The organism is Microbacterium sp. 70-16, assembly GCF_001898315.1.
GTDB lineage: Bacteria > Actinomycetota > Actinomycetes > Actinomycetales > Microbacteriaceae > Microbacterium.
In genome coordinates, this window is sequence record NZ_MKTQ01000014.1 from 32,626 (window position 1) to 58,541 (window position 25,916).

General features: G+C 69.7%; 29 protein-coding genes. 16 read left to right on the plus strand and 13 right to left on the minus strand.

The window, feature by feature from the left end:
* Positions 1-3: 3 nt before the first annotated feature.
* Both BGO46_RS05070 and typA read left to right on the plus strand, forming a co-directional pair.
* Complete coding sequence (locus tag BGO46_RS05070; RefSeq protein ID WP_292677255.1) at positions 4-1,755, plus strand: ABC transporter ATP-binding protein; 1,752 nt, start codon at positions 4-6, stop codon at positions 1,753-1,755.
* A 94-nt stretch (positions 1,756-1,849) separates the two neighbouring features.
* Complete coding sequence (gene typA, locus BGO46_RS05075) at positions 1,850-3,757, plus strand: translational GTPase TypA (protein ID WP_292897048.1); 1,908 nt, start codon at positions 1,850-1,852, stop codon at positions 3,755-3,757.
* A 204-nt stretch (positions 3,758-3,961) separates the two neighbouring features.
* Here typA and BGO46_RS05080 read toward each other — a convergent pair whose 3' ends face one another.
* On the minus strand, positions 3,962-4,303 hold the full coding sequence (locus tag BGO46_RS05080) for a DUF2200 domain-containing protein (RefSeq protein WP_292677565.1): 342 nt from the start codon (positions 4,301-4,303) through the stop codon (positions 3,962-3,964).
* Positions 4,304-4,356: 53 nt separating this feature from the next.
* Between BGO46_RS05080 and BGO46_RS05085 the strand changes: the two genes are divergently transcribed.
* From BGO46_RS05085 to BGO46_RS05110, 6 genes are all read left to right on the plus strand, one after another.
* Positions 4,357-5,103, plus strand: coding sequence for an AzlC family ABC transporter permease (locus tag BGO46_RS05085; protein WP_292677567.1), 747 nt, complete (start codon positions 4,357-4,359; stop codon positions 5,101-5,103).
* Entirely contained in the window at positions 5,100-5,414 is a 315-nt protein-coding gene (locus tag BGO46_RS05090; protein ID WP_292677259.1) for an AzlD domain-containing protein, read from the plus strand. The genes BGO46_RS05085 and BGO46_RS05090 overlap by 4 nt, the downstream gene beginning before the upstream one ends.
* Before the next feature lie 63 nt (positions 5,415-5,477).
* The gene (locus tag BGO46_RS05095) at positions 5,478-5,942 is read left to right on the plus strand and encodes a histidinol dehydrogenase (protein ID WP_292677261.1); all 465 of its coding nucleotides are present in this window, start codon (positions 5,478-5,480) and stop codon (positions 5,940-5,942) included.
* 23 nt (positions 5,943-5,965) lie between these two features.
* Positions 5,966-6,286 carry a ferredoxin gene (gene fdxA, locus BGO46_RS05100; protein WP_292677263.1) on the plus strand — a complete coding sequence of 107 codons (321 nt, stop codon included), beginning with the start codon at positions 5,966-5,968 and terminating at the stop codon, positions 6,284-6,286.
* Between the two features lie 6 nt (positions 6,287-6,292).
* Positions 6,293-7,408: a succinyldiaminopimelate transaminase gene (dapC, locus tag BGO46_RS05105; RefSeq protein WP_292677265.1), complete on the plus strand. Its 1,116-nt coding sequence runs from the start codon at positions 6,293-6,295 to the stop codon at positions 7,406-7,408.
* Positions 7,409-7,509: 101 nt separating this feature from the next.
* Positions 7,510-8,802 carry a citrate synthase gene (locus tag BGO46_RS05110; protein ID WP_292677267.1) on the plus strand — a complete coding sequence of 431 codons (1,293 nt, stop codon included), beginning with the start codon at positions 7,510-7,512 and terminating at the stop codon, positions 8,800-8,802.
* A gap of 45 nt (positions 8,803-8,847) precedes the next feature.
* Here the strand turns inward: BGO46_RS05110 and ppk2 are convergent, their stop codons facing one another.
* Entirely contained in the window at positions 8,848-9,663 is an 816-nt protein-coding gene (gene ppk2 / locus BGO46_RS05115) for a polyphosphate kinase 2 (protein ID WP_292677269.1), read from the minus strand.
* A 19-nt stretch (positions 9,664-9,682) separates the two neighbouring features.
* On the minus strand, positions 9,683-10,642 hold the full coding sequence (gene dapD / locus BGO46_RS05120; RefSeq protein WP_292677271.1) for a 2,3,4,5-tetrahydropyridine-2,6-dicarboxylate N-succinyltransferase: 960 nt from the start codon (positions 10,640-10,642) through the stop codon (positions 9,683-9,685).
* 71 nt (positions 10,643-10,713) lie between these two features.
* On the opposite strand from dapD, the gene dapE reads away from it, so the two are divergent.
* The 3 genes from dapE (at position 10,714) to BGO46_RS05135 (ending at position 13,295) form a co-directional block, all read left to right on the plus strand.
* Positions 10,714-11,790 (plus strand): succinyl-diaminopimelate desuccinylase, encoded by a 1,077-nt coding sequence (dapE, locus tag BGO46_RS05125; RefSeq protein ID WP_292677273.1) that lies wholly within the window; start codon positions 10,714-10,716, stop codon positions 11,788-11,790.
* Positions 11,772-12,998, plus strand: a complete 1,227-nt coding sequence (locus BGO46_RS05130; protein WP_292677275.1) for a hypothetical protein — start codon at positions 11,772-11,774, stop codon at positions 12,996-12,998. The genes dapE and BGO46_RS05130 overlap by 19 nt, the downstream gene beginning before the upstream one ends.
* Before the next feature lie 123 nt (positions 12,999-13,121).
* Positions 13,122-13,295: a DUF3117 domain-containing protein gene (locus BGO46_RS05135; protein ID WP_141379163.1), complete on the plus strand. Its 174-nt coding sequence runs from the start codon at positions 13,122-13,124 to the stop codon at positions 13,293-13,295.
* Between the two features lie 68 nt (positions 13,296-13,363).
* Here the strand turns inward: BGO46_RS05135 and BGO46_RS05140 are convergent, their stop codons facing one another.
* On the minus strand, positions 13,364-14,005 hold the full coding sequence (locus BGO46_RS05140; protein WP_292677277.1) for a class I SAM-dependent methyltransferase: 642 nt from the start codon (positions 14,003-14,005) through the stop codon (positions 13,364-13,366).
* 72 nt (positions 14,006-14,077) lie between these two features.
* Between BGO46_RS05140 and BGO46_RS05145 the strand changes: the two genes are divergently transcribed.
* Positions 14,078-14,464, plus strand: a complete 387-nt coding sequence (locus BGO46_RS05145; RefSeq protein ID WP_292677279.1) for a Sec-independent protein translocase TatB — start codon at positions 14,078-14,080, stop codon at positions 14,462-14,464.
* 11 nt (positions 14,465-14,475) lie between these two features.
* Here the strand turns inward: BGO46_RS05145 and BGO46_RS05150 are convergent, their stop codons facing one another.
* Genes BGO46_RS05150 through BGO46_RS05160 form a run of 3 tightly spaced genes read right to left on the minus strand, consistent with a single transcriptional unit; the run spans position 14,476 to position 17,422 of the window.
* Positions 14,476-15,621: a P-loop NTPase gene (locus BGO46_RS05150; protein ID WP_292677281.1), complete on the minus strand. Its 1,146-nt coding sequence runs from the start codon at positions 15,619-15,621 to the stop codon at positions 14,476-14,478.
* Complete coding sequence (locus tag BGO46_RS05155) at positions 15,618-16,154, minus strand: DUF1003 domain-containing protein (RefSeq protein ID WP_292677569.1); 537 nt, start codon at positions 16,152-16,154, stop codon at positions 15,618-15,620. The genes BGO46_RS05150 and BGO46_RS05155 overlap by 4 nt, the downstream gene beginning before the upstream one ends.
* Positions 16,154-17,422, minus strand: coding sequence for a CBS domain-containing protein (locus BGO46_RS05160; RefSeq protein WP_292677283.1), 1,269 nt, complete (start codon positions 17,420-17,422; stop codon positions 16,154-16,156). Before BGO46_RS05160 ends, BGO46_RS05155 begins: the two co-directional genes overlap by 1 nt.
* 84 nt (positions 17,423-17,506) lie before the next feature.
* On the opposite strand from BGO46_RS05160, the gene BGO46_RS05165 reads away from it, so the two are divergent.
* A complete protein-coding gene (locus tag BGO46_RS05165) occupies positions 17,507-18,121 on the plus strand; it encodes a general stress protein (RefSeq protein WP_292677285.1) in 615 nt (204 codons plus the stop codon).
* Between the two features lie 2 nt (positions 18,122-18,123).
* Entirely contained in the window at positions 18,124-18,801 is a 678-nt protein-coding gene (locus BGO46_RS05170; protein ID WP_292677571.1) for an alpha/beta family hydrolase, read from the plus strand.
* Positions 18,802-18,820: 19 nt separating this feature from the next.
* On the opposite strand, the gene BGO46_RS05175 is transcribed toward BGO46_RS05170, so the two are convergent.
* Together BGO46_RS05175 and BGO46_RS05180 are read right to left on the minus strand one after the other, a co-directional pair.
* Positions 18,821-20,242, minus strand: a complete 1,422-nt coding sequence (locus tag BGO46_RS05175; RefSeq protein WP_292677287.1) for an aminopeptidase P family protein — start codon at positions 20,240-20,242, stop codon at positions 18,821-18,823.
* A 44-nt stretch (positions 20,243-20,286) separates the two neighbouring features.
* The gene (locus tag BGO46_RS05180) at positions 20,287-21,318 is read right to left on the minus strand and encodes an endonuclease/exonuclease/phosphatase family protein (protein WP_292677289.1); all 1,032 of its coding nucleotides are present in this window, start codon (positions 21,316-21,318) and stop codon (positions 20,287-20,289) included.
* A gap of 100 nt (positions 21,319-21,418) precedes the next feature.
* Here BGO46_RS05180 and BGO46_RS05185 point away from each other — a divergent pair, with 100 nt between their 5' ends.
* The gene (locus BGO46_RS05185; protein ID WP_292677291.1) at positions 21,419-22,282 is read left to right on the plus strand and encodes a PHP domain-containing protein; all 864 of its coding nucleotides are present in this window, start codon (positions 21,419-21,421) and stop codon (positions 22,280-22,282) included.
* Between the two features lie 34 nt (positions 22,283-22,316).
* On the opposite strand, the gene BGO46_RS05190 is transcribed toward BGO46_RS05185, so the two are convergent.
* Positions 22,317-22,733 (minus strand): SHOCT domain-containing protein, encoded by a 417-nt coding sequence (locus BGO46_RS05190; protein WP_292677293.1) that lies wholly within the window; start codon positions 22,731-22,733, stop codon positions 22,317-22,319.
* A 109-nt stretch (positions 22,734-22,842) separates the two neighbouring features.
* Positions 22,843-24,354: a DEAD/DEAH box helicase gene (locus tag BGO46_RS05195; RefSeq protein WP_292677295.1), complete on the minus strand. Its 1,512-nt coding sequence runs from the start codon at positions 24,352-24,354 to the stop codon at positions 22,843-22,845.
* Positions 24,355-24,516: 162 nt separating this feature from the next.
* Between BGO46_RS05195 and BGO46_RS05200 the strand changes: the two genes are divergently transcribed.
* Complete coding sequence (locus BGO46_RS05200; RefSeq protein ID WP_292677298.1) at positions 24,517-25,233, plus strand: ferritin-like fold-containing protein; 717 nt, start codon at positions 24,517-24,519, stop codon at positions 25,231-25,233.
* Between the two features lie 31 nt (positions 25,234-25,264).
* Here the strand turns inward: BGO46_RS05200 and BGO46_RS05205 are convergent, their stop codons facing one another.
* Together BGO46_RS05205 and BGO46_RS05210 are read right to left on the minus strand one after the other, a co-directional pair.
* Positions 25,265-25,555 (minus strand): hypothetical protein, encoded by a 291-nt coding sequence (locus tag BGO46_RS05205; protein WP_292677300.1) that lies wholly within the window; start codon positions 25,553-25,555, stop codon positions 25,265-25,267.
* Positions 25,556-25,568: 13 nt separating this feature from the next.
* A complete protein-coding gene (locus BGO46_RS05210; RefSeq protein ID WP_292677302.1) occupies positions 25,569-25,793 on the minus strand; it encodes a DUF3107 domain-containing protein in 225 nt (74 codons plus the stop codon).
* Positions 25,794-25,916 lie beyond the last annotated feature (123 nt).

The window sequence follows — 25,916 nt, forward strand, 5'->3', positions numbered from 1 at the left end:
GCGATGACGGCGACAGGGAAGGGCAGCTCGCCCGAGCGCAAGCGCGCGGGCTCGCGCGGATACGTTCCCGGCGAGATCTACGACGGGCCCGCACTGTCGGTGAAGGACCTCAACGTCGAGTTCTGGGTCGGGTCGCAGTGGGCCGCCGCGGCGAAGCACGTCAGCTACGACCTGATGCCCGGAAAGGTCCTCGCGATCGTGGGCGAGTCCGGCTCGGGCAAGAGCACGAGCTCGATGGCGATCATGGGTCTGCTGCCCAAGAACTCGCGTGTCACCGGCAGCGCACTGCTGGCCGGCGCCGAGCTGATCGGCACCCCGCCCGAGAAGCTGCGCAAGGTGCGCGGTGAAGGCATCGCGGCGATCTTCCAGGAGCCGATGACGGCGCTGAACCCCGTCTACACGATCGGGTTCCAGATCTCCGAGACGCTGCTCACGCACCGCCCCGGGATGACGCGCAAGCAGGCCAAGGCCCGCGCGATCGAACTGTTGGGGCTGGTTGAGATGCCCGACCCCACCAAGGCGTACAACTCGTACCCGCACCAGCTGTCGGGCGGTCAGCGCCAGCGCGCCATGATCGCGCAGTCGATCTCGCTCGACCCGCGCGTGCTCATCGCCGACGAGCCGACCACCGCCCTCGACGTGACGGTGCAGGCCGAGATCCTCGAGCTGCTCCGCAACCTGCACCAGAAGCTCGACTCGGCGATCATCCTCATCACCCACGACATGGGCGTCGTCGCCGACATGGCCGACGACGTCATGGTGATGAAGGACGGCGACGTCGTCGAGCACGGACCCATCGAGCAGATCTTCGGCGGTGCGAAGCACCCGTACACGCAGGCGCTCATGGCATCCGTCCCGCACCTGGGCCTCGGAGAGGCGACGCCCGACGAAGACCGGATCAGTGAGGATGCCACGGCAGCCCTGTTCCTCGACAACGTCGCGATCGACTACCCGAAGCGCGGCCGCGTGCCCGCCTTCCGTGCCGTCGAGGGCGCGAGCCTGAAGATCCAGCCCGGCGAGGTGCTGGGGCTCGTCGGCGAGTCCGGTTCGGGCAAGACCACGATCGCCCGCGCGATCGTCGGGCTCGTCCCGATCGCCGAGGGCACGATGCGCGTGGCCGGGCAGGAGATGGTCGGCGTCGACGCCAAGCAGCTGCGCAGCGTGCGTCGCAAGCTCGGCATCGTCTTCCAGGACCCGGGCTCGTCGCTGAACCCGCGCTGGCCCGTCGGCATCTCGATCGGCGAGCCGCTGGAGCTCGCCGGCCGGGGTCGTGAGGAGACCGGCAAGCGTGTCGTCGAGCTGCTCGACCTCGTCGAGCTGCCGCGCGATTTCCGCAACCGCTACCCGCACGAGCTGTCCGGTGGCCAGCGGCAGCGCATCGGCATTGCCCGCGCCCTGGCGCTCGACCCCGAGGTGCTCGTCGCCGACGAGCCCACGAGCGCCCTCGACGTTTCGGTGCAGGCCCGCGTGCTCGAGCTGCTGCAGAACATCCAGAAGGAGAAGCAGTTCGCGACGCTGTTCGTGACGCACGACCTCGCCGTCGTCGACCTGCTCGCCGACCGCATCGCGGTGATGCAGCACGGAAAGATCGTCGAGCAGGGCACGAAGGAGCAGATCCTGCGCAACCCGAAGGATCCGTACACGCAGCGACTCCTGGCCGCTGTGCCGGTGCCCGACCCGGCCGAGCAGCGCCAGCGTCGCGAAGCGCGCAGCGCACTCCTCGCCGAGCAGGAGCGGTACCGCCCGGCCAGCTGAGAGCAGGTGCGAACGGATGCCCCGGCATCCGCGAGTAGAATGGGATGCCCCCTTTCTGGGGAGCATCCCATTCTTCTTCCTCAAGGACACCCTTATGGCGCACGCCCTCCGTCCGGATCTCCGCAACGTCGCTATCGTCGCGCACGTCGACCACGGCAAGACGACCCTCGTCGACGCCATGCTCCGCCAGACCGGATCGTTCGGCGAACACGCCCACGTCGAAGAGCGCGCGATGGACTCGAACGACCTCGAGCGTGAGAAGGGCATCACGATCCTCGCCAAGAACACGGCGATCACCTACAACGGCATCCACACCGAGGTGCCCGTGACGATCAACGTCATCGACACCCCCGGCCACGCCGACTTCGGTGGCGAGGTCGAGCGCGGTCTGTCGATGGTCGACGGCGTCGTGCTGCTCGTGGATGCCTCGGAGGGCCCCCTTCCGCAGACCCGCTTCGTGCTGCGCAAGGCGCTCGAGGCGAAGCTGCCGGTCATCCTGCTCGTCAACAAGACCGACCGTCCCGACGCCCGCATCGCCGAGGTCGAGGAAGAGGCGCACGATCTGCTGCTGGGTCTTGCCGGCGACCTGGTCGACGACGTGCCCGACCTCGACGTCGACGCGCTGCTGGACGTTCCGGTCGTGTACGCGTCGGGTCGCGCCGGCGCGGCATCCCGCAATCGTCCCGAGAACGGTGAGCTGCCCGACAACGCCGATCTCGAGCCGCTGTTCGAGGCGATTCTCGAGCACGTTCCCGCACCCGCGTACGACGACGAGGCGCCGCTGCAGGCGTGGGTCACGAACCTCGACTCGTCGCCGTTCCTGGGTCGCCTCGCCCTGCTGCGCGTCTTCAACGGCACGCTGAAGAAGGGCCAGACCGTCGCGTGGGTCCGTCATGACGGCTCGCACACGAACGCCCGCATCACCGAGCTGCTGAAGACGAAGGCGCTCGAGCGCTTCCCGGCCGAGTCGGCCGGCCCCGGCGACATCGTCGCGATCGCCGGCATCGAGGAGATCACGATCGGTGAGACAATCGCCGACCCCGACGACGTGCGCCCGCTGCCCGCCATCACGGTCGACGACCCCGCCATCTCGATGACGATCGGCACCAACACGTCGCCCCTCATGGGCAAGGTCAAGGGCCACAAGCTCACCGCCCGCATGGTGAAGGACCGCCTCGACCGCGAGCTCATCGGCAACGTGTCGCTCAAGGTCGTCGAGATCGGCCGCCCGGACGCCTGGGAGGTGCAGGGCCGCGGCGAGCTCGCTCTCGCGATCCTCGTCGAGAACATGCGCCGCGAGGGCTTCGAGCTCACGGTCGGCAAGCCGCAGGTCGTGACGCGTCGCGGCGAGGACGGCAAGCTCAAGGAGCCGTTCGAGCACCTGACGATCGACGCGCCCGAAGAGCACCTCGGCGCCATCACGCAACTCATGGCGGCGCGCAAGGGTCGCATGGACTCGATGGTCAACCACGGCACCGGCTGGGTGCGCATGGAGTTCGTCGTGCCCTCGCGCGGCCTCATCGGGTTCCGCAGCGAGTTCCTCACGATGACGCGCGGCACGGGCATCGCCAACGCGATCTCGCACGGCTACGACGACTGGGCCGGCCAGATCACGACGCGCCAGAACGGCTCGATCGTCGCCGACCGCTCGGGTGTCGTGACGCCGTTCGCGATGATCGCGCTGCAAGAGCGCATGAGCTTCTTCGTGCAGCCCACCGAAGAGGTCTACGAGGGCATGGTCATCGGCGAGAACTCGCGCGCCGACGACATGGACGTCAACATCACGAAGGAGAAGAAGCTCACGAACATGCGTTCGTCGACGTCGGACTCCTTCGAGTCGATGACCCCGCCGCGCACCCTGACGCTCGAGGAGTCGCTCGAGTTCGCCCGCGACGACGAATGCGTCGAGGTCACGCCCGAGAAGGTGCGCATCCGCAAGGTCGTGCTGGATGCCACCGAGCGCGGCCGCGCCGCCGCGCGCGCGAAGCGCCAGGACGCCTGAGGTCGCGCGCCCGCGCCGCGCGCGCTGAAGTTGGCGCGTGACGCGGGTATGGGACGCGCGTTGCCGCGTGTTGCGCCAACTTCCTTGAGTGGCGCTGCGCCGCGCGCGCTGAAGTTGGCGCGTCGCGCGGGTATCTCTCGGGAGTTCCCGCGTGTTGCGCCAACTTCGCGGGAGAGCGCACCGGGCCCACCGAGCAGGCGAGGGTCAGGCGCGGAGGATCTTCTCCATCGCCTTGCCCTTGGCGACCTCGTCGACGAGCTTGTCGAGGTAGCGGATCTGCTGCATCAGCGGGTCGGTGATCTCCTGCACCTTGACGCCGCAGACCACGCCCGTGATGAGGCTCGCGTTCGGGTTGAGTGAGGCATCCGCGAAGAAGTCGCGGAACCTCGTGCCGGATGCCACGTGCGCGTCGATCTCGCTCTGCGAGAAGCCCGTCAACCAGCGCGTGACCTCGTCGACGTCCTCCTTCGTGCGGCCGTTGCGCTCGACCTTGGAGATGTACAGCGGGTACACCGAGGCGAAGGTCATGTTGTAGACGCGTTCCATCCTGTCCATGCCCGCAAGGCTATCTCGCCGGCGCTAGGCTCTGGCGGGTGACGATGGATGCCGCGACTCGACGTGCGCTGCGTGACGGACTCGGGGTCGCGCTCGCGACGAGCGCGTACGGCATCTCGTTCGGGGCGCTCGCGGTGGCATCCGGCCTGGACATCTGGCAGACCTGCGTGCTGAGCCTCGTCATGTTCACAGGCGGATCGCAGTTCGCCTTCATCGGCGTCATCGGCGCAGGGGGACTCGCCGCGGCCCCCGCCGCGATCGCCTCGGCAGGACTGCTGGGCGTGCGCAACGTCGCGTACGGTCTGCGCATGGCCCCCGTCATCGGAACGACGCGGCTGCGCCGGCTCGTCGCGCCGCACTTCACGATCGACGAGTCCACCGCAGTCGCGCTCGCGCACACCGAGCCGCGGGCACGCAGTCTCGGCTTCTGGGTCACCGGCATCGGGATCTACCTCGGCTGGAACGTGACCACCCTGCTCGGTGCGCTCGTCGGCGACGTGCTGGGCGATCCACGCGCGTACGGACTGGATGCCGCGGCGGCGGCCGCCTTTCTCGCGCTGCTGTGGCCGAGACTGCGGCAGCGGCAGGCGATCGCCGTGGGCGTCGCTGCGGCGGTCGTCGCGGCGGCGCTGACGCCGGCGCTGATGGCGGGGATCCCGGTGCTCATCGCCGCGCTCGTCGCGGTCGTGGTGGGGTGGGCCAACTGGCTGGCCCCTCGACAGGCTCGGGGGTCACAAACGCGCGGGTCAGGGGAGCCCGACGACGTTCCCGAGTTGGGTGGTCTGCCGTGACGATGTGGACGGCGATCGCGCTGGCATCGGTCGTCTGCCTCGCGCTGAAGGCGGTGGGCTACCTGATCCCGCCGCGGTGGTTCGACGCGCCCGCGCCTTCGCGCATCATCGATCTGCTGACCGTCGCGCTGCTGGCGGCGCTCGTGGCGGTGCAGACGCTCGGCGTCGGACAGCAGATCGTCGTGGATGCCCGGGTGCCGGCCGTGCTCGTCGCGGCGGGACTGCTCGTGCTGCGTGCGCCGTTCCTCGTCGTCGTGATCGCCGCCGCCGTCGTCGCGGCGCTGCTGCGCCTGTGGGGCGTCGCCACCTGAGCAGCGCGACGCAGCCACACCCGTTCGCAGGGTACGCAGAGACCCGGCGCCTAGAATTGGCGCGTGGGTTTCTCCTGGACGCGGGTTGGCACGTGGGCGATCGCGGCGGTGATCGGAATCGTGTACGGCGTCGCCGGCACGATCGGTCAGGCCGCGATGTGGGGCCCGATCCCGCTCGGCCTGATCATCGCCGTCATCGGCGTCGGCGCGCTCATGCTCGCCGTACGCGTGCTGATCGCCGACCGGTGGGCTGCGCTCGCGACGGGGCTGGGCATCATGATCGCGTCACTGGTGTTCTCGGGCAAGGGTCCGGGCGGTTCGGTCGTCGTGCCGGCGCCGGCAGAGAACGAGGTGTCCACGGGCATCATCTGGACGATCGCCGTGCCCATCGTGACGGCGCTCATCGTGGCCTGGCCCGCGTTCGCGGCGCCGCGCACGTCGGATGTCACCGGCGACAGCACCGCCACCGGCGACACCACCGCCGCCGGCGACACCGCCACCGGCGGCGCGGAGCACCGTCCGCTGTAGCCACCCCGGGATAGACTCGGGGGGTGACATACGTGATCGCCCTCCCGTGCGTCGATGTGAAGGATCGTGCCTGCATCGACGAGTGCCCCGTCGACTGCATCTACGAGGGTGAGCGCTCGCTGTACATCCACCCTGACGAGTGCGTCGACTGCGGTGCCTGCGAGCCGGTGTGCCCCGTTGAGGCCATCTATTACGAAGATGACCTGCCCGACGAGTGGCAGGACTACTACACCGCCAACGTCGAGTTCTTCGACGACATCGGCTCGCCCGGCGGTGCCGCCAAGACCGGCGTGATTCCGAAGGATCACCCCATCATCGCCGCGCTGCCGCCGCAGGGACACTGACCTCGGATGGCCGTCCGCGACCTCGACGACTACCCGTGGGACGCCGTCGCACCCTACGCGAAGCGCGCCGCTGAGCATCCCGGCGGTCTCGTGGACCTCTCGATCGGGTCTCCGGTCGATCCCACGCCCGACATCGTCGCCGACGCGCTGCGCGCCGCAACCGACGCGCACGCCTACCCGCAGACGATTGGTACGACAGACCTGCGCGCGGCGATCGGCGCCTGGTATGCGCGGCGGCGCGGGGTTCCCGGAGTGACGGCCGCTGAAGTGCTGCCGACCGTCGGCTCGAAAGAGCTCGTCGCGCTGCTGCCGCTGCTGCTCGACGTCACGGCGGGCGACATCGTCGTGCATCCGCGTGCCGCCTACCCGACCTACGCCGTCGGCGCGAACCTCGTCGGCGCGACGCCGGTGGCATCCGACGACCCCGCGCAGTGGCCCGAGGGCACGAAGCTCATCTGGATCAACTCGCCGGGCAACCCTGACGGGCGCGTGCTCGGTGTCGCCGAACTGCGCGCCGCCGTCGCGCGGGCCCGCGAACTGGGTGCGGTCATCGCCTCTGACGAGTGCTACGCCGAGCTCGGCTGGGACGGCGATGCGGTGGATGCCGCCGGCGCCAGCAGCGTGCCGAGCGTGCTCGATCCGCGGGTGACAGACGGCGATCGCCGGGGCATCCTGTCGGTCTATTCGCTCAGCAAGCAATCGAACCTCGCCGGTTATCGCGCGGCGTTCATCGCCGGCGATGCCGATCTGCTCGCGCGGTTGCTGACAGCACGCAAGCACCTCGGGCTCATGCTGTCCGCTCCTGTGCAGGCCGCCATGACGGCGGCGCTCGGCGACGACGCGCACGTCGCCGCGCAGCGCGAGCGCTACCGCGCGCGACGCGCCGTGCTGCGGCCCGCTGTGGAGGCTGCGGGGTTCCGCATCGACCACTCCGAGGGCGGGCTCTACCTCTGGGCGACCGAGGGGGAGGATGCCTGGACCACGATGGGGCGCCTCGCGGAGCGGGGCATCCTGGCAGGCCCCGGCCACTTCTACGGCGAGCACTTTCCGCAGCACGTCCGGTTCTCGCTCACGGCGTCGGATGAGCGCATCGCCGCGGCGGCGGAGCGGCTTCGTTCGTAGGGTTCCTCTCACTGATCGCGCGTTCCTTTGGCATGGATCTGAGTAGGCCGTGAGGCGCACTAGGCTGTAAACGACCCCCGAAACGACCGCAAGGAGGCTTCGTGAGCGACACGGGAAACCCCCAGACCGCGACTGTCACGGTCGGCGACAAGACCGCACAACTTCCGATTCTGACCGGCACCGAGGGATCTCCCAGCGTCGACTTCTCGAGCTTCACGAAGCAGACGGGGCACACGTCGCTCGACTACGGGTTCGTCAACACGGCGGCCACCAAGTCGGCGATCACCTACATCGACGGCGATGCGGGCATCCTGCGCTACCGCGGCTACCCGATCGAGCAGCTGGCGAAGAACAGCACCTACCTCGAGGTCGCGTGGCTGCTGCTGTACGGCGAGCTGCCGACGGCCGACCAGCTGGCGAAGTGGGACGACGAGATCCGCCACCACACGCTGCTGCACGAAGACCTGAAGCGCTTCTTCTCGTCGCTGCCGCACACGGCGCACCCGATGTCGGTGCTGTCGGCCGCGACAGCCGCACTGTCGACGTACTACGAGGGGCAGTCCGACCCCAACAATCCCGAGCACGTTGAGCTCAACACGATCCGTCTGCTGGCGAAGCTGCCCGTTATCGCGGCATACGCGCACAAGAAGTCGATCGGTCAGGCGTTCCTGTACCCCGACAACACGCTGAGCTTCGTCGACAACTTCCTCAAGCTCAACTTCGGCAACCTCGCCGAGATCTACGAGGTCAACCCCGTCACTTCGCGGGCGCTCGAGCGTCTGCTGATCCTGCACGAGGACCACGAGCAGAACGCGTCGACCTCGACGGTGCGCCTGGTGGGTTCGACGGGGGCGAACCAGTTCTCGTCGATCTCGGCCGGCATCAACGCCCTGTACGGGCCGTTGCACGGCGGCGCGAACGAAGCGGTGCTCGACATGCTGGCGCGCATCCGTGACTCTGGCGAGAGCGTGCAGCGCTTCGTCGAGCGGGTCAAGAACAAGGAAGACGGCGTGAAGCTGATGGGCTTCGGGCACCGCGTCTACAAGAACTTCGACCCGCGTGCTCGCCTCGTCAAGGAGTCGGCCGACGAGGTCCTCGCCGAGCTCGGCGTGCACGACCCGCTGCTTGATCTCGCGAAGGAGCTCGAAGAGGTCGCCCTCAGCGACGACTACTTCAAGCAGCGTCGCCTGTACCCGAACGTCGACTTCTACACGGGCGTCATCTACAAGGCGATGGGCTTCCCGACGCGCATGTTCACGCCGCTGTTCGCGATCGGACGCCTGCCCGGCTGGCTCGCGCACTGGACCGAGATGCAGAACGACCCGCAGACCAAGATCGGCCGCCCGCAGCAGCTGTACACCGGCTCCGCGAAGCGCGACTACCCGGGCGCCTGACCCACAGGCTGACGTACCTGAGCGTGCCGGGCATCCTGACCCGGATCACTCCGCCGCGGCGTCATCCGGGCGAACGGTCGCGACGTAGTCGGGCACGTAGTTCTGCAGCTCGCGTGGTGGGCGCTCATATCCACGAGACGCCGGGCGCGGCGGGATCGCGATCGGGTCGCGCTCGACGGCTTGGTAGGGGATCTGCGACAGCAGATGGTGGATCATGTTGAGCCGCCCCCGCTTCTTCTCCTCGTTGTCGACCTCGAACCACCGCGCCTCGGGGATGTCGGTGTGCACGAACATTGTGTCTTTGGCACGCGAGTAGTCTTCCCACTTCGTGATCGACAGCACGTCATTGGGGGAGAGCTTCCACCGTCGCATCGGGTCTTCGTTGCGTGAGCGGAAGCGCTTCTCCTGCTCGACGTCCGACACGCTGAACCAGTACTTCAACAGGAGGATGCCGTCTTCGACGAGCATCCGCTCGAAGATCGGCGTCTGGTGCAGGAACCGGTGGTACTCCGCATTCGTGCAGTAGCCCATGACGTGCTCGACACCGGCACGGTTGTACCAGGATCGGTCCATCAGGACGATCTCGCCCGCAGCAGGCAGATGCGCGACATACCGCTGGAAGTACCACTGCGTCTTCTCGCGCTCGGTCGGCGTGGGCAGGGCGACCACCCGCGTGATGCGCGGGTTGAGATACTGCGAGACGCGGCTGATTGTCGAGCCCTTGCCCGCGGCATCGCGCCCCTCGAAGATCACGATGATGCGCGCGCCGGATGCCTGCACCCACGCCTGCATGTCGACGAGCTGCGCCTGCAACGCCTTCAGTTCGCGTTCGTAGACCTTCTTCTTCAGCCGCTCACTCATGTGCTGAGCGTACTCACGCTCAGGCGTGCAGCGCCTCGTTGAGCGTCACACCGGTGCCCTCGCGGCGCACGGCCTCGATCGCGCCCGAGAGCGAGTTGCGGCGGAACAGGATGCCGTTCTGACCTGACAGCTGCGCGCCCTTGACGATCGGGCGCGTGCCGTCGTGCAGCGGCGCCTCGTTCGCGAGCACGATCTTCGACCCGGCCGTGACGTACAGGCCCGCCTCGACGATGCAGTCGTCGCCGAGCGAGATGCCGATGCCGGCGTTCGCCCCGAGCAGGGTGCGCGCGCCGATCGACACGCGGTGCGTGCCGCCGCCCGAGAGCGTGCCCATGATCGACGCGCCGCCGCCGATGTCCGAGCCGTCGCCGACGACGACACCCTGCGAGATGCGGCCCTCGATCATGGATGCCCCGACCGTGCCCGCGTTGAAGTTGACGAAACCCTCGTGCATGACGGTCGTGCCCGGCGCGAGGTGCGCGCCGAGGCGCACGCGCGAGGCATCCGCGATGCGCACACCCGCCGGCACGACGTAGTCGGTGAGGCGGGGGAACTTGTCGAGCCCCTGCAGTTGGATGCCGGCGCGCTGCAGTTGCGGGCGCAGCCGCGCGAAGGCGTCCGGGTGCACCGGACCGGCGTTCGTCCACGCGACGTTGGGCAGATGACCGAAGATCCCCGTGAGGTTGAGCTCGTTCGGCGCGACCAGCAGGTGCGACAGCGCGTGCAGACGCAGGTACGCATCGCTCGTGGCCTGCGGTGGGGCATCCAGGTCGATCTGCACGACGACGACCTCGACGCTCACGTCGCGGCGCTCGTCGCTGCCCGCGGACGCCGCGAGCTCCGTCGTGTCGACCTCGTCGGGCGCCGTGCCGAGTGCCGGCGCGGGGAACCAGGTGTCGAGCACCGTGCCGTCACCGGCGATCGTGGCGAGGCCGGCGCCCCACACCCAGCGCTGTTCGCGGAAAGTCGAGTCGGTCATGCCCTCCAGCGTATCGGGGCCGGGCGGCGGACACGGCGCTGGGCACGGCGCCGCTGGATAGACTCGAGGGCATGCCTCGCCTGGATCTCTCTGCCGGATCTGTCGACCTCACACGCGCGATCTGCGACATCCCGAGCGTCTCGGGCGACGAGCAGACCCTCGCCGACGCGATCTTCGCCGAGATCGACCCGCTCGACCACCTCGAGGTGTACCGCGACGGTGACACGATTGTCGCCCGCACGAACCTCGGGCGCGCGCAGCGGGTCGTCATTGCCGGCCACATCGACACCGTCCCGATCAACGCGAATCTGCCCACGCGCGTCATCGAGCAGGACGGCGAGCCGTACCTGTGGGGCCGCGGCGCGGTCGACATGAAGGGCGGCACCGCGGTGCAGTTGAAGCTCGCCGCCGAGCTTGTCGCACCCCGCGTCGACATCACCTGGATGTGGTACGACCATGAAGAAGTGGATGCCGACCTCAACGGCCTGACGCGGCTCGCGCGCACGCGCCCCGATCTGTTCGCGGGCGACTTCGCGATCCTCGGCGAGCCCTCGAACGGGCAGGTCGAAGGCGGCTGCAACGGCAACCTGCGGGCGATCGTCCGCACCCACGGCGTGCGCTCGCACAGCGCGCGCGCCTGGATGGGCGAGAACGCGATCCACGCGGCCGCGCCGATCCTCGCCCGCCTGGCCGAGTACCGGCCGCGCGAGATCGAGGTCGAGGGCCTCGTCTACCGCGAAGGCCTCAACGCCGTCCGCGTCTCGGGCGGTGTCGCCGGAAACGTCATCCCCGACCTGTGCGAAGTCGAGGTCAACTACCGCTTCGCACCGAGCCGCACGCTCGAGAAGGCCGAAGCACACGTGCGTAGCGTGCTCGAGGGCTTCGAGGTCGAGATCGTCGACCGCGCCGCCGGCGCGCGGCCGGGGTTGGATGCCCCGCTCGCGCAAGAGTTCCTGGCCGCGGTCGGAGCCGAGCCGCGACCGAAGTACGGCTGGACCGACGTCGCACGCTTCTCGGCCATGGGCGTGCCGGCCGTCAACTACGGGCCCGGCGACCCGAGTCTTGCCCACCACGACCACGAGCGCGTGTCGTTCGCGCAGATCGAGGACGTCGAGCGCGGACTGCGCGCGTGGCTGACCGCCCCGTGACCAGCGATACTCTGCTCGCGGCGGCACGACGAACCCGCCTGCACCCCGCCCTCGCGGTCGGGATCGTCTACGTCATCGCCCGGCTGATCACGACGACCTTCCTGATCATCGGGGTCGAGATCGCGAACCGCGAGTCCGGCGGAGGAGAGTCGCTGCAGTCGCTGTCGATGCGGTGGGACGGGCAGTGGTACTGGTTGGTGGCGGACTCCGGCTACCCGAGCACACTGCCGCTTGACGGCGACGGCAATGTCACCCAGAACGCGTGGGCGTTCCTGCCGCTGTACCCGGCGCTGATGCGCGTGTTCGCGGTCGTGTTCGGCGGTCAGTACCCGGTCGCGGCGGTCTTCATCTCGCTCGTCGCGGGCTACCTGGCGTGCCTCGTCTTCTTCCATCTGCTGCGCGACTCGCTCGGCCGCACCGCCGCGATGTGGGCGGTCGCGCTGTTCGCCGCGGGGCCACTAGCGGTGCTGTTCCAGATGGCGTATGCCGAGAGCCTGTTCCTGCTGTGGCTGATGCTTGCCCTGCTGGCGCTCGTCCGCCGCCGATTCGGGTGGCTGCACGCGCTCATCCCGCTCATGGGATACACGCGGCCGGGGGTGCTCGCGTTCGCACTGCTGCTCGGGCTCTACGGCATCCGGCGGTGGCTGCGGCGTCGCGACGACCCGCTGCCGGCGACGCAGGTCGTGCACATCGTGATGCTGGGGTTGCTCGCCGCCGTCGTCGGGTTCTCATGGCAGGTGATCGCCGGAATCGTGACCGGCGACCCGTCGGCGTATCTCGAGACCGAGTTGTCGTGGCGGCGGGGCTGGACCGGCGGCGACGGCACGTTCGTGCCGCTGTCGGGCTTCATCGAGGCATCCGCCATCTGGTTCCGCATCTGGGGACTGCCCGAAGTTCTCGGCTATGTCACACTCGGCGTGCTCGTCGTCGGCGTCGCCGCCGTGCTGCTGCTCGAACCGCACGTGCGCCGCCTCGACACCGAACTGCGACTGTGGTCGGCGAGCTACCTCACCTATCTGCTGCTGGTGTTCTTCCCACAGTCGAGCATCTTCCGTCTGCTGTTGCCGCTCGCGCCGCTGTACGGGGCGGTGGCCGTGCCCAAGAGCACGGCCTGGCGCGTGTCGATGCTCGTGCTCGGGCTCGTCGGTCAGTGGTGGTGGATCTACGAGATGCTCGTGCAGGGCAAGACGTTCGCCCAGATTCCGTGACGCCCGCATGACGCCGCGCGACGCCGCGCGACGCCCCACGGCGGGGCGTGTCGCAGGTGGGCACCCGTGTCTGCGGGAACCGGTAAACTTGGAGTGTTGTCCGCAGAGGAAAAGGAGCCCGCAATGGCAGCCATGAAGCCGCGAACCGGAGACGGACCTATGGAGGCCGTGAAGGAGGGGCGCCTGATCATCGTGCGTGTTCCCCTCGAGGGCGGTGGACGCCTGGTCGTTTCGGTGAACGACGACGAGGCCAAGGAACTCCACGGCGTGCTCGGCGAGGTCGTCGGCGCCGCCTGACCTCCCTTCTGTCGCGTGCGAACGGCCGGTCTTCGGACCGGCCGTTCGCAGTATCTGCGGTCGTGCGCTCAGCGCGCGTCGGCGGCCACGGTCGTCAGCTGCAGCAGGCCCTCGCCGACGATCGAGAGGGCACCGAGGACGGCGGGGGAGTTCTGCGTCTCTTGGATGAGCGAGCGATACGCGCTGGTGAGCGGGTCACGGCGCACCGGGTCGGCGACGGCGCCACCGGCGAGCACCCGCGGCACGAGTACCGTGCCCCCGGCGCGGACGAGGCGCAGCCCGTGCTCGACGTACTCGATGACGCCTTCGGGGTCGGCGTCGACGAGGACGATGTCGTACGAGGCCTCGTTCATGCGCGGGAGCACGTCGGCGGCGCGTCCGGTGATGAAGCGTGCACGGGCGGGCGCGATCTTGGCATCCGCGAACGCCGTGCGCGCCGCGGCGAGGTGCTCGGGTTCGTTGTCGATCGTGGTCAGGGTGGCGCGCGGCGAACCGTGCATCAGCCACAGTCCCGAGACTCCGGCGCCCGTGCCAATCTCGACGATGTTGAGCGCCGACGTGGCGGCGGTCACGACCGCGATCTGTGCGCCGACGGCGGGGCTGATGGGGTCGGCGCCGAGTTCGACGGCGCGTGCGCGCGCCCGCTCGATCGTCTCGGGTTCGACGGTGGCCTCGAGGGCGTAGCGACGGATCGCGTCTGATTCGGCCATGAGCACTCCTTTCCGCCCAGCGTACGGTGCCGGTGCGCTCTGACACGGCAGGCGCACGGGTAACCTTGAGGCATGTTCTTCGGCTACGACATGGAGAAGTTTCTCCTGCTCCTCGTCGTCGCCGCGCTGCTGATCGGCCCGGAGCGTCTGCCGAAATACGCGGCGGGGCTGTCGAAGCTCACCGTCCGCGCCCGCGAGTGGCTCTCCGGCGCGCGCACGCGCGTCAAGGAAGAGATGGGCGACGACTTCGACGACATCGAGTGGCGCAAGCTCGACCCGCGTCAGTACGACCCGCGCCGGATCATCCGCGACGCACTGCTCGACGACGCGCCCGTACCTGTCGTGCAGGCGGCCGCCGCCGGTGCGGTCGTGTCGCAGGCCGCGGCGCCTGCAGCGCAGGCGTCCGCCGCCGTCTTCACTCCCTCGGCGGACGTGCCGTTCGACGAGGAAGCCACCTGAGGCAGCCGCGGTCAGCGCGGGCTGAACGGCAGCGAGCGACCCGCGAGACCGCGGGGGGTGCGCGCCAGCGCGTCCGCGACGTGCGCGATGGCTTGCGCCGCGGCATCCGCCGGGTCGCCGATGACGACCGGCACGCCCTCGTCGCCGCCGCGGCGCAGCGCGACACTGAGTGGCACCGAGCCGAGAAGGGGAACCTCGGTGGCATCCGTCGACAGCGCGGCGGCGACGGCCGCACCGCCGCCCGAGCCGAATAGGTCGAGCGTCGTGCCGTCGGGCAGTGTCATGGCGGCCATGTTCTCGACGACGCCGATCACGCGCTGACCGGTCTGTCCTGCGACGAGACCGCTGCGGACGGCGACGTCGGATGCCGCGGTCTGCGGCGTCGTGACGACGAGCACGTCAGCGTGGGGGAGCAGTTGCCCGACCGAGATCGCGACGTCGCCCGTGCCGGGCGGCATGTCCAGCAGCAGGATGTCGAGGTCGCCGAAGAAGACGTCGGTGAGGAACTGCTGCACCGTGCGGTGCAGCATCGGCCCGCGCCACGCGACGGCGGATGCCGGCTGGTCGCGCGGCAGGAACATGCCGATCGAGATCGTCTTCACGCCGTAGGCGACGGGCGGCAGCATGAGGTCGTCGATGCGTGTCGGCTGCGGCGGCAGTCCGTCGGGCTCGACGAGGCCGAGGAGCGCGGGGATCGAGAACCCGTGCACGTCGGCGTCGATGAGGCCGACCGCGAGGCTCCGCTCCGCGAGCGCGACGGCGAGGTTGGCCGTGAGCGTCGACTTGCCGACACCGCCCTTGCCACTCGTGACGGCGATCACGCGGGTGAGCGAGTCGGGGCCGAACGGCATGACGCGGGTGCGGCCGCCACGCAACCGCTCGGTGAGCGCGGCGCGCTCGGCGGGCGTCATGACGCCGACGGTGAGCTCGACCGTGGTGACGCCGGGGACGGACGCCGCGGCATCCCGCACGTCACGCTCGATGCGGGCCGCCGCGGGGCATCCGACGATCGTCAGCGCGATCGCGACGTGCGCCGTCGAGCCGTCCACACGCACGTCGCGCACCATATCGAGCTCGGCCAGAGGCCGGCGGATCTCGGGGTCGGTGACCGCCCCGACGGCGCGACGGACGTCGTCGGCGGTGCCCGCGGCGCTCACGGCGCCTCGGTGGTCTTTGTGGCCGGCTGCTCGCGCGCGTCGAGCTGTTCGAGCAGCGCCTTGAGCTCTTGGCGCAGCACATCGCGGGTGACGACCTGCTCGGAGACATCGGTCAGCGCCATGCGCAGCGCGACGACCTCACGGGCCAGATACTCGGTGTCGGCGAGGTTGCGCTCGGCGCGCTGCCGATCCTGCTCGATCTGCACCCGGTCGCGGTCATCCTGCCGGTTCTGCGCGAGCAGGATCAGGGGAGCGGCATACGACGCCTGCAGCGACAGGATGAGGGTGAGGGCGGTGAAACCCAGCGCGGCGGAGTCGAACCGCCACCAGCCGTTCGCCTCGGCGAGCACCGTGTAGGTCATCCAGATCAGGCAGAACAGCGTCAGCATGAGCAGGAACGCGGGCGTGCCCATCGCGCGGGCGATCCACTCGGTGAAGCGTCCGAACCGGTCGCGGGAGGGGCGCGGCGTGCGCGTCAGGACGCCCGAGCGCCCGCGCGGAGCCTCGAGGGTGACTTTGGGCGTGCGCGCCATCATCGGGCGACCCCCTGTGCCGGCTGAACCTGATCACCGTCGTGCGAGCGCCAGTCCTCGGGCAGCAGGTAGTCGAGCACGTCGTCGATGCTGACCGCGCCGACGAGGCGGTGGGCCTGGTCGACAACGGGGAGCGACACGAGGTTGTAGCTGGCGAGCATGCGCGCGACTTCGGCGGCTGAAGCGGTCGCCGGCACCGGGTCGACCGTGTCGTCGATGATCGAGCCCAGGCGCTCGTGCGGGGGATACCGCAGCATGCGCTGGAAGTGCACCGTCCCCAGCAGCCGGCCCGTCGGCGTCTCGTACGGCGGCAGTGTCACGAACACGGCGGCAGCGAGGGCAGGATGCAGCTCGTGGCGGCGGATCAGTGCGAGCGCCTCGGCGACCGTGGCATCCGCCGACAGCACGATCGGTTCGCTCGTCATGAGACCACCGGCCGTGTCGGGGCCGTACTTCAGCAGTGCGCGGACGTCTTCGGCCTCCTCGGGCTCCATGAGCTCGAGCAGCTCTTCGCGCTGGTCCTCGGGCAGCTGGGCGAGCACGTCGGCGGCGTCGTCGGGCTCCATCTGATCGAGGATGTCGGCGGCGCGCTCGTCACCGAGGGCCTCGAGGATGTGCACCTGGTCGTCTTCGGGCATCTCTTCGAGGGCATCCGCGAGGCGGTCGTCGCTGAGCTCTTCGGCGACTTCGAGCAGCCGCTCGTCGGGCAGGTCGAGCAGTGTATTGGCGAGGTCGGCGGGCTTGAGCTCGGAGTAGGTAGCCACCAGCTGCTCGGCGGACTGGGCTCCGCCGGGCGCGAGGTCCTCGCGCACGTCCTGCCAGTCGGCGAACGTCGTCGGGCCCTTCGCGAACGGGGAGGCGCTGGTCTTGGGCTTGCGCAGGAACAGTTGGCCGATGTCCCATTCGCCGAGTCGGTCGCGTTCGATCGCGACATCCTCGATGACGGCCTCGCCCGAGCCGTCGGTGAAGAACACCTTGCGGCCGAGGAGCTCGGTCATGACGCGCACCTCGCCGCCGCGCTGCTGGAAGCGGCGCACGTTGATGAGTCCGGTCGTGATGACCTGGCCCGCGGCGATCGAGGTGACGCGTCCGATCGACATGAAGACGTGCCGGCGGCCGGGGATCTCGACGACGAGCCCCACGACGCGGGGCGGATCGTCTTTTCGGTAGATGACGACGACGTCCCGGACTTTGCCGAGCCGGTCGCCCGCGGGGTCGAAGACGGAGCAGCCGACCAGGCGTGCCACGAAAACCCTCTGCGTACTCACTGCTCCAGCGTAGCCCGCGGGGAGGCCCCGTTGCGGGCCGTCGAAGCACGGCGGATGCCCCGTGTCGCGTGACAAGATGGACGGATGAGCATGATGGGCGGTACTCCGCAGGAGCACGGTGAGAAGATCGCCGACTACCCGACGTATCAGGGCGCGCAGCAGGCCGTCTCGCAGCTCATCGCGGCCGACATCCCGGCCCGCGACATCGCGATCGTCGGGCACGGGCTGCGGTCGATCGAGACCGTCACCGGACGTCTCGGCTACGCGGCCGCGGCGCGCTCGGGCGCGATCAACGGCATCCTGCTGGGTCTGCTGTTCTCGGCCATTTTCGTGCTCGGCACGCCCAACGCCGCCATCCAGCTGTTCGTCGGTGTGATGTTCGTGGGCATCGCGATCGGCATGCTGCTGAGTCTCGTCACCTACGCCCTGCTGCGTCGCCGCCGCGACTACACGTCGGTCACGCAGGTGATCGCCGACCGCTACGAAGTGACGGTGCTGCCGCGTAGCATCCACCGTGCGCGCGAGATCGTGGGGCACACGGTGGTGCCCGTCGCACCGCCCGTGGTGGACCTCTCGACCCCGCCGCAGTACGGCGAGCGGATCGACCCGGCTGCGGGTGCCGAGGGGCCGGGGGTCGCGTCGTCGCCGGGGGAGCAGCCGACCGAACCCGCGCCGCGCGGCACCGACGACACCCCGTGACGATGGTCGAGGTCGCGCTGCCGAGCGGCACCGTCGCGATCCCGCTCGAACTCGAAATGCCGGCGTCCTCGCCGGCCGCGGTGGTCGCGCTCGCGCACGGTTCTGGCTCGGGGCGCGAGCACCCGTTCCTCGTGGGGCTCGCCGCGGCGCTGCGCGAGGCCGGCTACGCGACGGCGCGGTTCGACTTCCCGTACCGCGCCGCGGGTCGACGGATGCCCGGGCCCGCCGCACACGCGATCGCCACGTGGTCGGCGGTGACGGCGGAACTCGCCCGGACGCTGCCGGCTGTGCCGTTCGTCGCCGCGGGCAAGTCGTACGGCGGACGCATGGCATCCATGGCTGCCGCCGACGGTGTCATCGACCCGGCCGCCCTCGTCTACCTCGGCTACCCGTTCCACCCGCCCGGCAAGCCGGAGGCCCCCCGCGGTGCGCATCTGCCGGCGATCGCGGCGCCGCAACTATTCGTCGAGGGCACGACCGACCCGTTCATCCAACCGCTCGACCAGTTCACCGACGCGGTCGCCACCTGTCAGGATGCCGAGATCGTCTGGATCGCCGGTGGCGGGCACTCGTTCGAGATGAAGGGCGCCCGCCGGCCCGCCGACGAGGTCGGCGCGCTGATCGCGGCATCCGTCCTGCAGTTCCTGCGGACGCGCGTGGCCCCGCCTGCTCGCGGCTAGCGCGAAGCCACCCCGCGGGTCAGCGCAAGCGCGCGATCCACGCCTCGACGTCGTCGGCGGTGCGCGGGATGCCTGCGGAGAGGTTCTCGACGCCGTCGGCGGTCACCAGGACGTCGTCTTCGATACGCACGCCGATGCCGCGGTACTCCTCGGGAACGGTCAGGTCGTCGATTTGGAAGTAGAGCCCGGGCTCGATCGTGAAGACCATGCCTTCTTCGAGCACGCCGTCGTAGTACATCTCGCGCCGCGCCTGCGCGCAGTCGTGCACGTCGAGGCCGAGGTGGTGGCTCGTGCCGTGCACCATATAGCGGCGGTGCTGGCCGCCCTTGTCGGCATCCAGTGCCTCCTCGGCGGTCACCGGCAGCAGGCCCCACTCGGCGGTGCGTGCGGCGATGACGGCCATCGCCGCTTCGTGCACGGCGCGGAAGCGCACGCCCGGCTTCGCGACGGCGAAGGCGGCGTCGGCGGCCTCACGGACCGTCTCGTAGACCTTGCGCTGCACGTCGGTGAACGTGCCCGACACGGGGATGGTGCGGGTGATGTCGGCCGTGTAGAGGCTGTCGACCTCGACACCGGCGTCGACGAGGATGAGGTCGCCGGGCACGACCGCGCCGTCGTTGCGGGTCCAGTGCAGGTAGCACGCGTGCGGGCCGGATGCCGCGATCGTGTCGTACCCCTCGCCGTTGCCCTCGGTGCGGGCCCGGTGGTGGAAGACGCCCTCGACGGCGCGCTCTCCGCGCGGGGTCGCGATGATGCGGGGCAGATCGGCGACGATGTCGTCGAACCCGCGCGCGGTGACCTCGACGGCGAGGCGGAGCTGTTCGATCTCGTAGGCATCCTTGACCAGGCGCAGCTCCGACACGAACCGCGTCAGATCGGCGTCTTCGTCCAGCACGAGGTCGTCCGCGGTCGCGGTGAAGTCATCGATGTGCGCCGTCGCGACGCCGAGGTCGGAGGCCACACCGTCCAGCGCCGGGCGCGGGCCGATCCAGAACTCGCCGATCGTCGCGTCGCCGTAGAACTCCGCCGTCGTGCGGTCAGCGCGTTCGCGGAGATACAGCGTCACGTCGTGGCCGGCCTCGGTCGGGTCGAACACCAGCACCGAATCGGGCACAGCGTCGCTTGCCCACCCGGTGAGGTGCGCGAACGCGGAGTGCGCGCGGAACGGGTAGTCGGTGTCGTTCGAGCGCTGCTTGTAGCCGCCCGCGGGCAGCACGAGCCGCTTGCCGGGGAAGGCCGCCGAGACGGCGTCGCGGCGCGCGGCGGCGAACGGAGCCTGCGCCCGCTGCGGCGGCGTGCCGCCCTGCCGCGGCGCCCACCCGGTCGAGATCGCGTCGAGGAACCCGCGCGGGAAGGGCTGCTTGCGGTTCTGGTTCTCGGTGGGGGTGTCGGCGGTGGTGGCGCCCTCGGGAGCGATCGTGTCGGACTCGTTCGTGCTCATGCATCCAGTGTCCCACTTCGTCCGTCGGGCGGGATGCCGAGCGGTCAGCCGGCGGGCTCGAACTGCACGACGAGGGGACGGTGGTCGCTGCCGCTGTCATCGAGCGAGCCCAGCACGACAGATCCGGTCGCCGTCCAGGCACCCGTCGCCAGAACGTGATCGATGGGGGTGCCCACGAGTTCGGGCCACGACGTCGACCACGTGCCGACGGCGCCCGTGCCGGTGGCGGAGGCGGCATCGTGGCACCGCCCGAGATCGGCGTCGTCGACGCCGAGGCGGGCCATGTTGTCGACCGTCGCGTTGAAGTCGCCCGCCATGATGACGTTGTCGCTGGCGCATTGGTCGGCGAGCCAGGTCAGATCGCTGCGCCAATGGTCCATGTCGTCCTGCCGCGGAGCGACGGCGTGGGCCGCGACGATCGTCGGGCCGTTGCCGTCGACGGGCATCGCGACGACGGTCGGCACGGTCGTCGTGTTGCTCGCGTCGCCCGAGGTCGATTCGACGACGGCGTAGTCGCCCAGCGATGGCGAGATCAGCAGCGTGGTCGAGTTCGCCGCCCAATCGGGGTACCCCTCGAGTTCGCCGAAGTTCTCATGGTGCGCCCACATCGGCGAGCCCATCTCGCGCATCGCGACCGCGACGGCCTCGCCGGTCTCGATCGTCGTCTCGGGCAGCGCGACGATGTCGGCCTGCATCGCGATCGCGGTCTGCGCGATCAGGTAAGCGTCGGTCGCGTCACCGGCGGTGTTCCACGTCATCACTCGGATCGCGGTGTCGGTCTTCAGTGGAAGAGCCTCACTGCCCAGCCCACGGGATGCCAGGATGCCGCCGTTCGCGATCGCTGCGATCGCCGCGATGATCGCGATGGATGCCGCGAACGCGCGCAGCGGTCGGATGAGCGCGACCAGCAGCATCAGCACGCACACGGCGGCGAACGCGACGACCATCACGCCCCGCAGCGACACGATCTGCGCGAACGGGAAGGTGCGCTCAAGGCGGAAGAACTGCGGCCAGGTGACCACCGCGGCGACGATGGCTCCCAGCACGGTCAGCAGGAGTCCGAGCAGTCGCAACACGTCGGCGACTCTACGTGAGCAGGCTGAGAAGACCGTGCATTCCGCTGCGCGTATGTGTCGCCTGCGCCCTCCGCAGGCTGGTGCCGGATACGCTCGGAGGATGGCGCCGCACGGGACTTTCCGCGGTCCGAGTGACCTTCACCTGCACTCGGACCACTCCGACGGCACCGAGCCGCCGGCAGCCGTCATGGCCGCCGCGCATCGCGCAGGTCTGCGCACAGCAGCGCTCACCGACCACGACACGACGTCGGGCTGGGCGGAAGCGGGCGAAGCCGCGACCTCGCTCGGCATGACGCTGCTGCCCGGGATGGAGCTGTCCGCGCGACACGAGTGGCGCAGCGTCCACGTGCTCGGCTATCTCTTCGATCCCGACGATGCGGGCGTACGCGCCCTCACCGATCGGATCCGCACGTCGCGCCTGACCCGCGCCCGAGAGATGGCGGAGCGCATCGGGCGCGACCTCGATCTCACGTGGGAGGACATCGAGGCGCAGACCGCCGAAGGCGCGACGGTGGGCCGCCCGCATCTCGCCGACGCGCTCGTCGCGAAGGGGCTCGTCCGTGATCGGGGCGAGGCGTTCGCGGGCATCCTGCACCCGGGCAGCGACTACTACGTCGCGCTGTACGCACCCGATCCCGTCACGGCGGTCGCAACGATTGCGGATGCCGGGGGAGTGCCGATCATCGCGCATCCGGCCGGGCGCGCGGGACTGCTGCCGGATCGCGTGACGACGGCGATGCTCGATGCGGGACTCGCGGGCTTCGAGCTCGGTCACCGCGAGAACGCGGAGCCGGCGCTGGCCCGCCTGCGCGCGCTCGTCGCGCGCCGCGATCTCATCGTGACGGGGTCGAGTGACTACCACGGGGCCGGCAAACCGAACCAGCCCGGAGAGTTCACGACGAGCGACGACATGGTTGCGCGGATCATCGCCCGCGCTACAGGAAGCGCCCCCGTCTTTCCGTGAGGAAGGACGAGGGCGCCTCTCGACAAGACCTCGGTCAGGCGAGCGCCTTGGCCTTGAGCGCCTCGAACTCGGCCTGCGTGATGGCGCCCGAGTCGAGCAGGCTCTTGGCCTGCGCGATCTGGTCGGGCGCGCTGGTTCCCGCGACCGACTTGATGTAGTCATCCTGCGCGGCCTTGTACTGCTGGGCTGCGACGGCCTGACGCTCACCCATGCTGCCGCCACGGGTGATGAGGTAGACCAGCGCTGTGATGATGGGGAAGAAGATCAGGAACAGGATCCAGATCGCCTTGCCCCAGCCGCCGAGCTTGTTGTCACGGAAGATGTCGCCGACGATCGCGAAGAGCGCGAACAGGTACGACACGAAGATGAACACGGCGAAGAACCACCAGATGAGGTCCCAGAACGAGCCCCAGAACCCTTGGTATTCGACGGTGGCGTCGATGAAGCGCATGACGTGCCTTTCAGGAGGATGCGGGGGCACAGCGCCACCCGCTGCTCACACTAGCGAGGTCGCGGTGCGGCACGCATTTGTTCTCGCCCGTCGCGGGGGAGAAGCCTGATCAGACGCCCGCGACGGGCGCGCCGCCCGTCGAGCCGCCGCGGCGGCGACGACGGCGACGCGCCGGAGCCGGGCGGCCGTCGTGGTGCTCGCGGCCTTCACCGTCGTGCGTACCCGTGCCGTCGGCGGAGCGATCCGCGGTGGCGACAGGGGCGGATGCGGAGGCATCCGCTTCGCCGGCTGCGCCCTCGGCGAACGTCGAGCCGACCGGTGTCGCACCCGAGCGACGGCGGCGGCGACGACGCGAGCCGCCCTCGTCCGTGCCCTCGGCGGCGGCATCGGCCGCGCGGGCGGGCTGCTGCGTGCGGATCGTGCCGGTCTTGGCAGCCTTCGCGATGCGGCCCTTCGTGCCGGCGGGGATGTCGAGGTCGGTGAACAGGTGCGGGCTCGACGAGTACGTCTCGACGGGCTCGGGCTGGCCGAACTCGAGGGCGCGGTTGATGAGGGCCCACTTGTGCAGGTCCTCCCAGTCGACGAACGTGACGGCGATGCCGGTCTTGCCTGCACGGCCGGTGCGCCCCGCGCGGTGCAGGTAGGTCTTCTCGTCGTCGGGGATCGTGTGGTTGATGACGTGGGTGACGTCGTCGACGTCGATGCCACGGGCGGCGACATCGGTGGCGATGAGGATGTCCTTCTTGCCGGCCTTGAACGCGGCCATCGAGCGCTCGCGCGCCTCCTGGCTCATGTCGCCGTGCACGGCGCCTGCGTTGAAGCCGCGGTCGTTGAGCTCGTCGACGAGGCGCTGCGCGGCACGCTTGGTGCGCGTGAAGACGACCGTCTTGCCGCGGCCCTCGGCCTGCAGGATGCGCGCGATGATCTCGTCCTTGTCGAGCGAGTGCGCGCGGTAGACGAGGTGCTTGATGTTCGCCTGCGTGAGGCCCTCGTCGGGGTCGGTCGCGCGGATGTGGATGGGGTTCGACATGAACCGGCGCGCGAGCGCGACGATTGGCCCCGGCATCGTCGCGGAGTACAGCATCGTGTGCCGGACGGGCGCGACCTTCGAGAAGATCTTCTCGATGTCGGGGAGGAATCCGAGGTCGAGCATCTTGTCGGCCTCGTCGAGCACGACCTCGGTCGCGTGCGACAGGTCGAGCAGGCGCTGGTTGTTCAGGTCGATGAGACGTCCGGGCGTGCCGACGACGATCTGCGCACCGGCCTTGAGCTGGTCGATCTGGCCCTCGTACGCCTTGCCGCCGTAGATCGCGACGACGCTCGTCGAACGGTTCGAGGTGAGCATGTCCATGTCTTCGTAGACCTGGACGGCGAGCTCTCGCGTCGGGACGACGATGAGGACCTTGACGCCGGGCTCGGGGTTCGGCCCGAGGCGCTGCACGACGGGGATGCCGAAGCCGAAGGTCTTGCCGGTGCCGGTCTTGGCCTGGCCGATGATGTCCTGGCCGGGAAGACCCAGGGGGATGGTCTGCTCCTGGATGGGGAAGGCATCCACGATGCCCTTCGCCGCGAGCGCCTCGACGATGTCGGCGTCCACGCCCATGTCTGCGAATGTCGTCACAATACGTGCCTGTCTGGCGGTGAGAAGCCGCCGGGTGAGAAGTCCACGCCCTTCACTCAGCCACAGGCGCGGTGGCCCCGATCCGTCGCCGGGACCGTTCCAGCCTACCGGAGAGCGATCTGGCTGCCCCGGCGGCGCGCAGGCACCGCATAGGCTGTCAGGGTGGTGACCTGGCCCTGGCAGCGCAATCGCACCACCGCACGCACCCTGAAGGTGCGCTCGCGGGGGGACTTCGGCGACGTCAATCGCGTCGACTTCGAAGAGCTCGCGCCCGACGTCGACACCTTCCTCGGGCAGGCCGCGTACCTGCAACTGGGCTACTTCGAGACGCTCAGCCACCTGATCGCGCCGACGCCCGAGCTCTCGCAGAAGGAGTCGCTGTCGCTCGCGGCCGGTGCCGCCCTGCTCAAGCACCGTGAGCTCGTCGCGGTCGTGCGCGAGCGCGGCGATGACCCGACGGCCATCATGCTGCCGTTCCGCGAGCCGCTGGATGCCTATCGGGGTGCGACGCGCGGCGCGCGTCCGCTCGAGACGATGCTCTCGGTGCACGTCACGGCGGGCATGCTCGACGACTTCTACATCGCGCTGTCGGCGAGTTTCGGTGCGACGGGCGACCGCGTCGCGCAGATCCTGCGCGGCGACGACGAACGTCAAGCGCTCGCGCGCATCATCACCGAGGCGATCGACGCCGACGCCGAGTGGCGGTCGCTGCTGTCACTGTGGGGCAGGCGCCTCGTCGGCGACACGCTGCTGGTCGCGCGTGGCGCCCTGCGGCCGCACACGCTGGATGCCGCCGAGGAGAAGCGCGTCGAGCCGGTGTTCACCGACCTGCTCGCCGGCCACTCGCGCCGCATGGCGGCACTGGGCTTGGATGCCTGAGGGCTTGGACGCCTGAGCTCGGGTCCGCGCGTCAGGAGATCTTCAGTCGCAGCCGCTCACGCGCGTCGTGCGTGGCGCGCGTGCGCGTCAGCGCGATCAGCGCGAGCGGCACGACGACCGCCGGCACGATGATCGACACGATCCAGATCCACGGGCTCTTGGTCGTGACGCCTGCCCACGTGAAGGCGAGCCAGGTCACGCCGCCGAGCAGCGCGCCGAGGATGGGCGCGAGCGCGTTGCCGCGCGATGCACGGCCGGGCATCAGGTAGTGCAGGACGCTGCCGTAGGCGGCGCCGAAGATGAGCGCGAGGAGGATGTCCACGGTGCGGCGGGTGTCAGGCGACGAAGCCGATGCGGCGGGACTCTTCCGTGCCCACCTCGACGAACGCGATGCCCGCGGTCGGGACGATGTACGTGTTGCCCTTGACGTCGGTGAAGGAGACGGCGCTCTGGCCGCCCTCGAGCGCGGCTGAGACGGTCTTCGCGACGGCATCCGCCGACTGGTCGGACTCGAAGTTGAGCTCGCGTGCGGTGTTCGCGATGCCGATGCGGATCTCCACGATGACTGCCTTTCCGGCCCGGGTGGCGGGCGCATGTCGACTCTACGACACGGCGGCAGGGTGCAGACGCGGATGCCGCACTCGCCCTGCTCGCTGTGCGCGAACGCGTGCCGAGGACGGTGC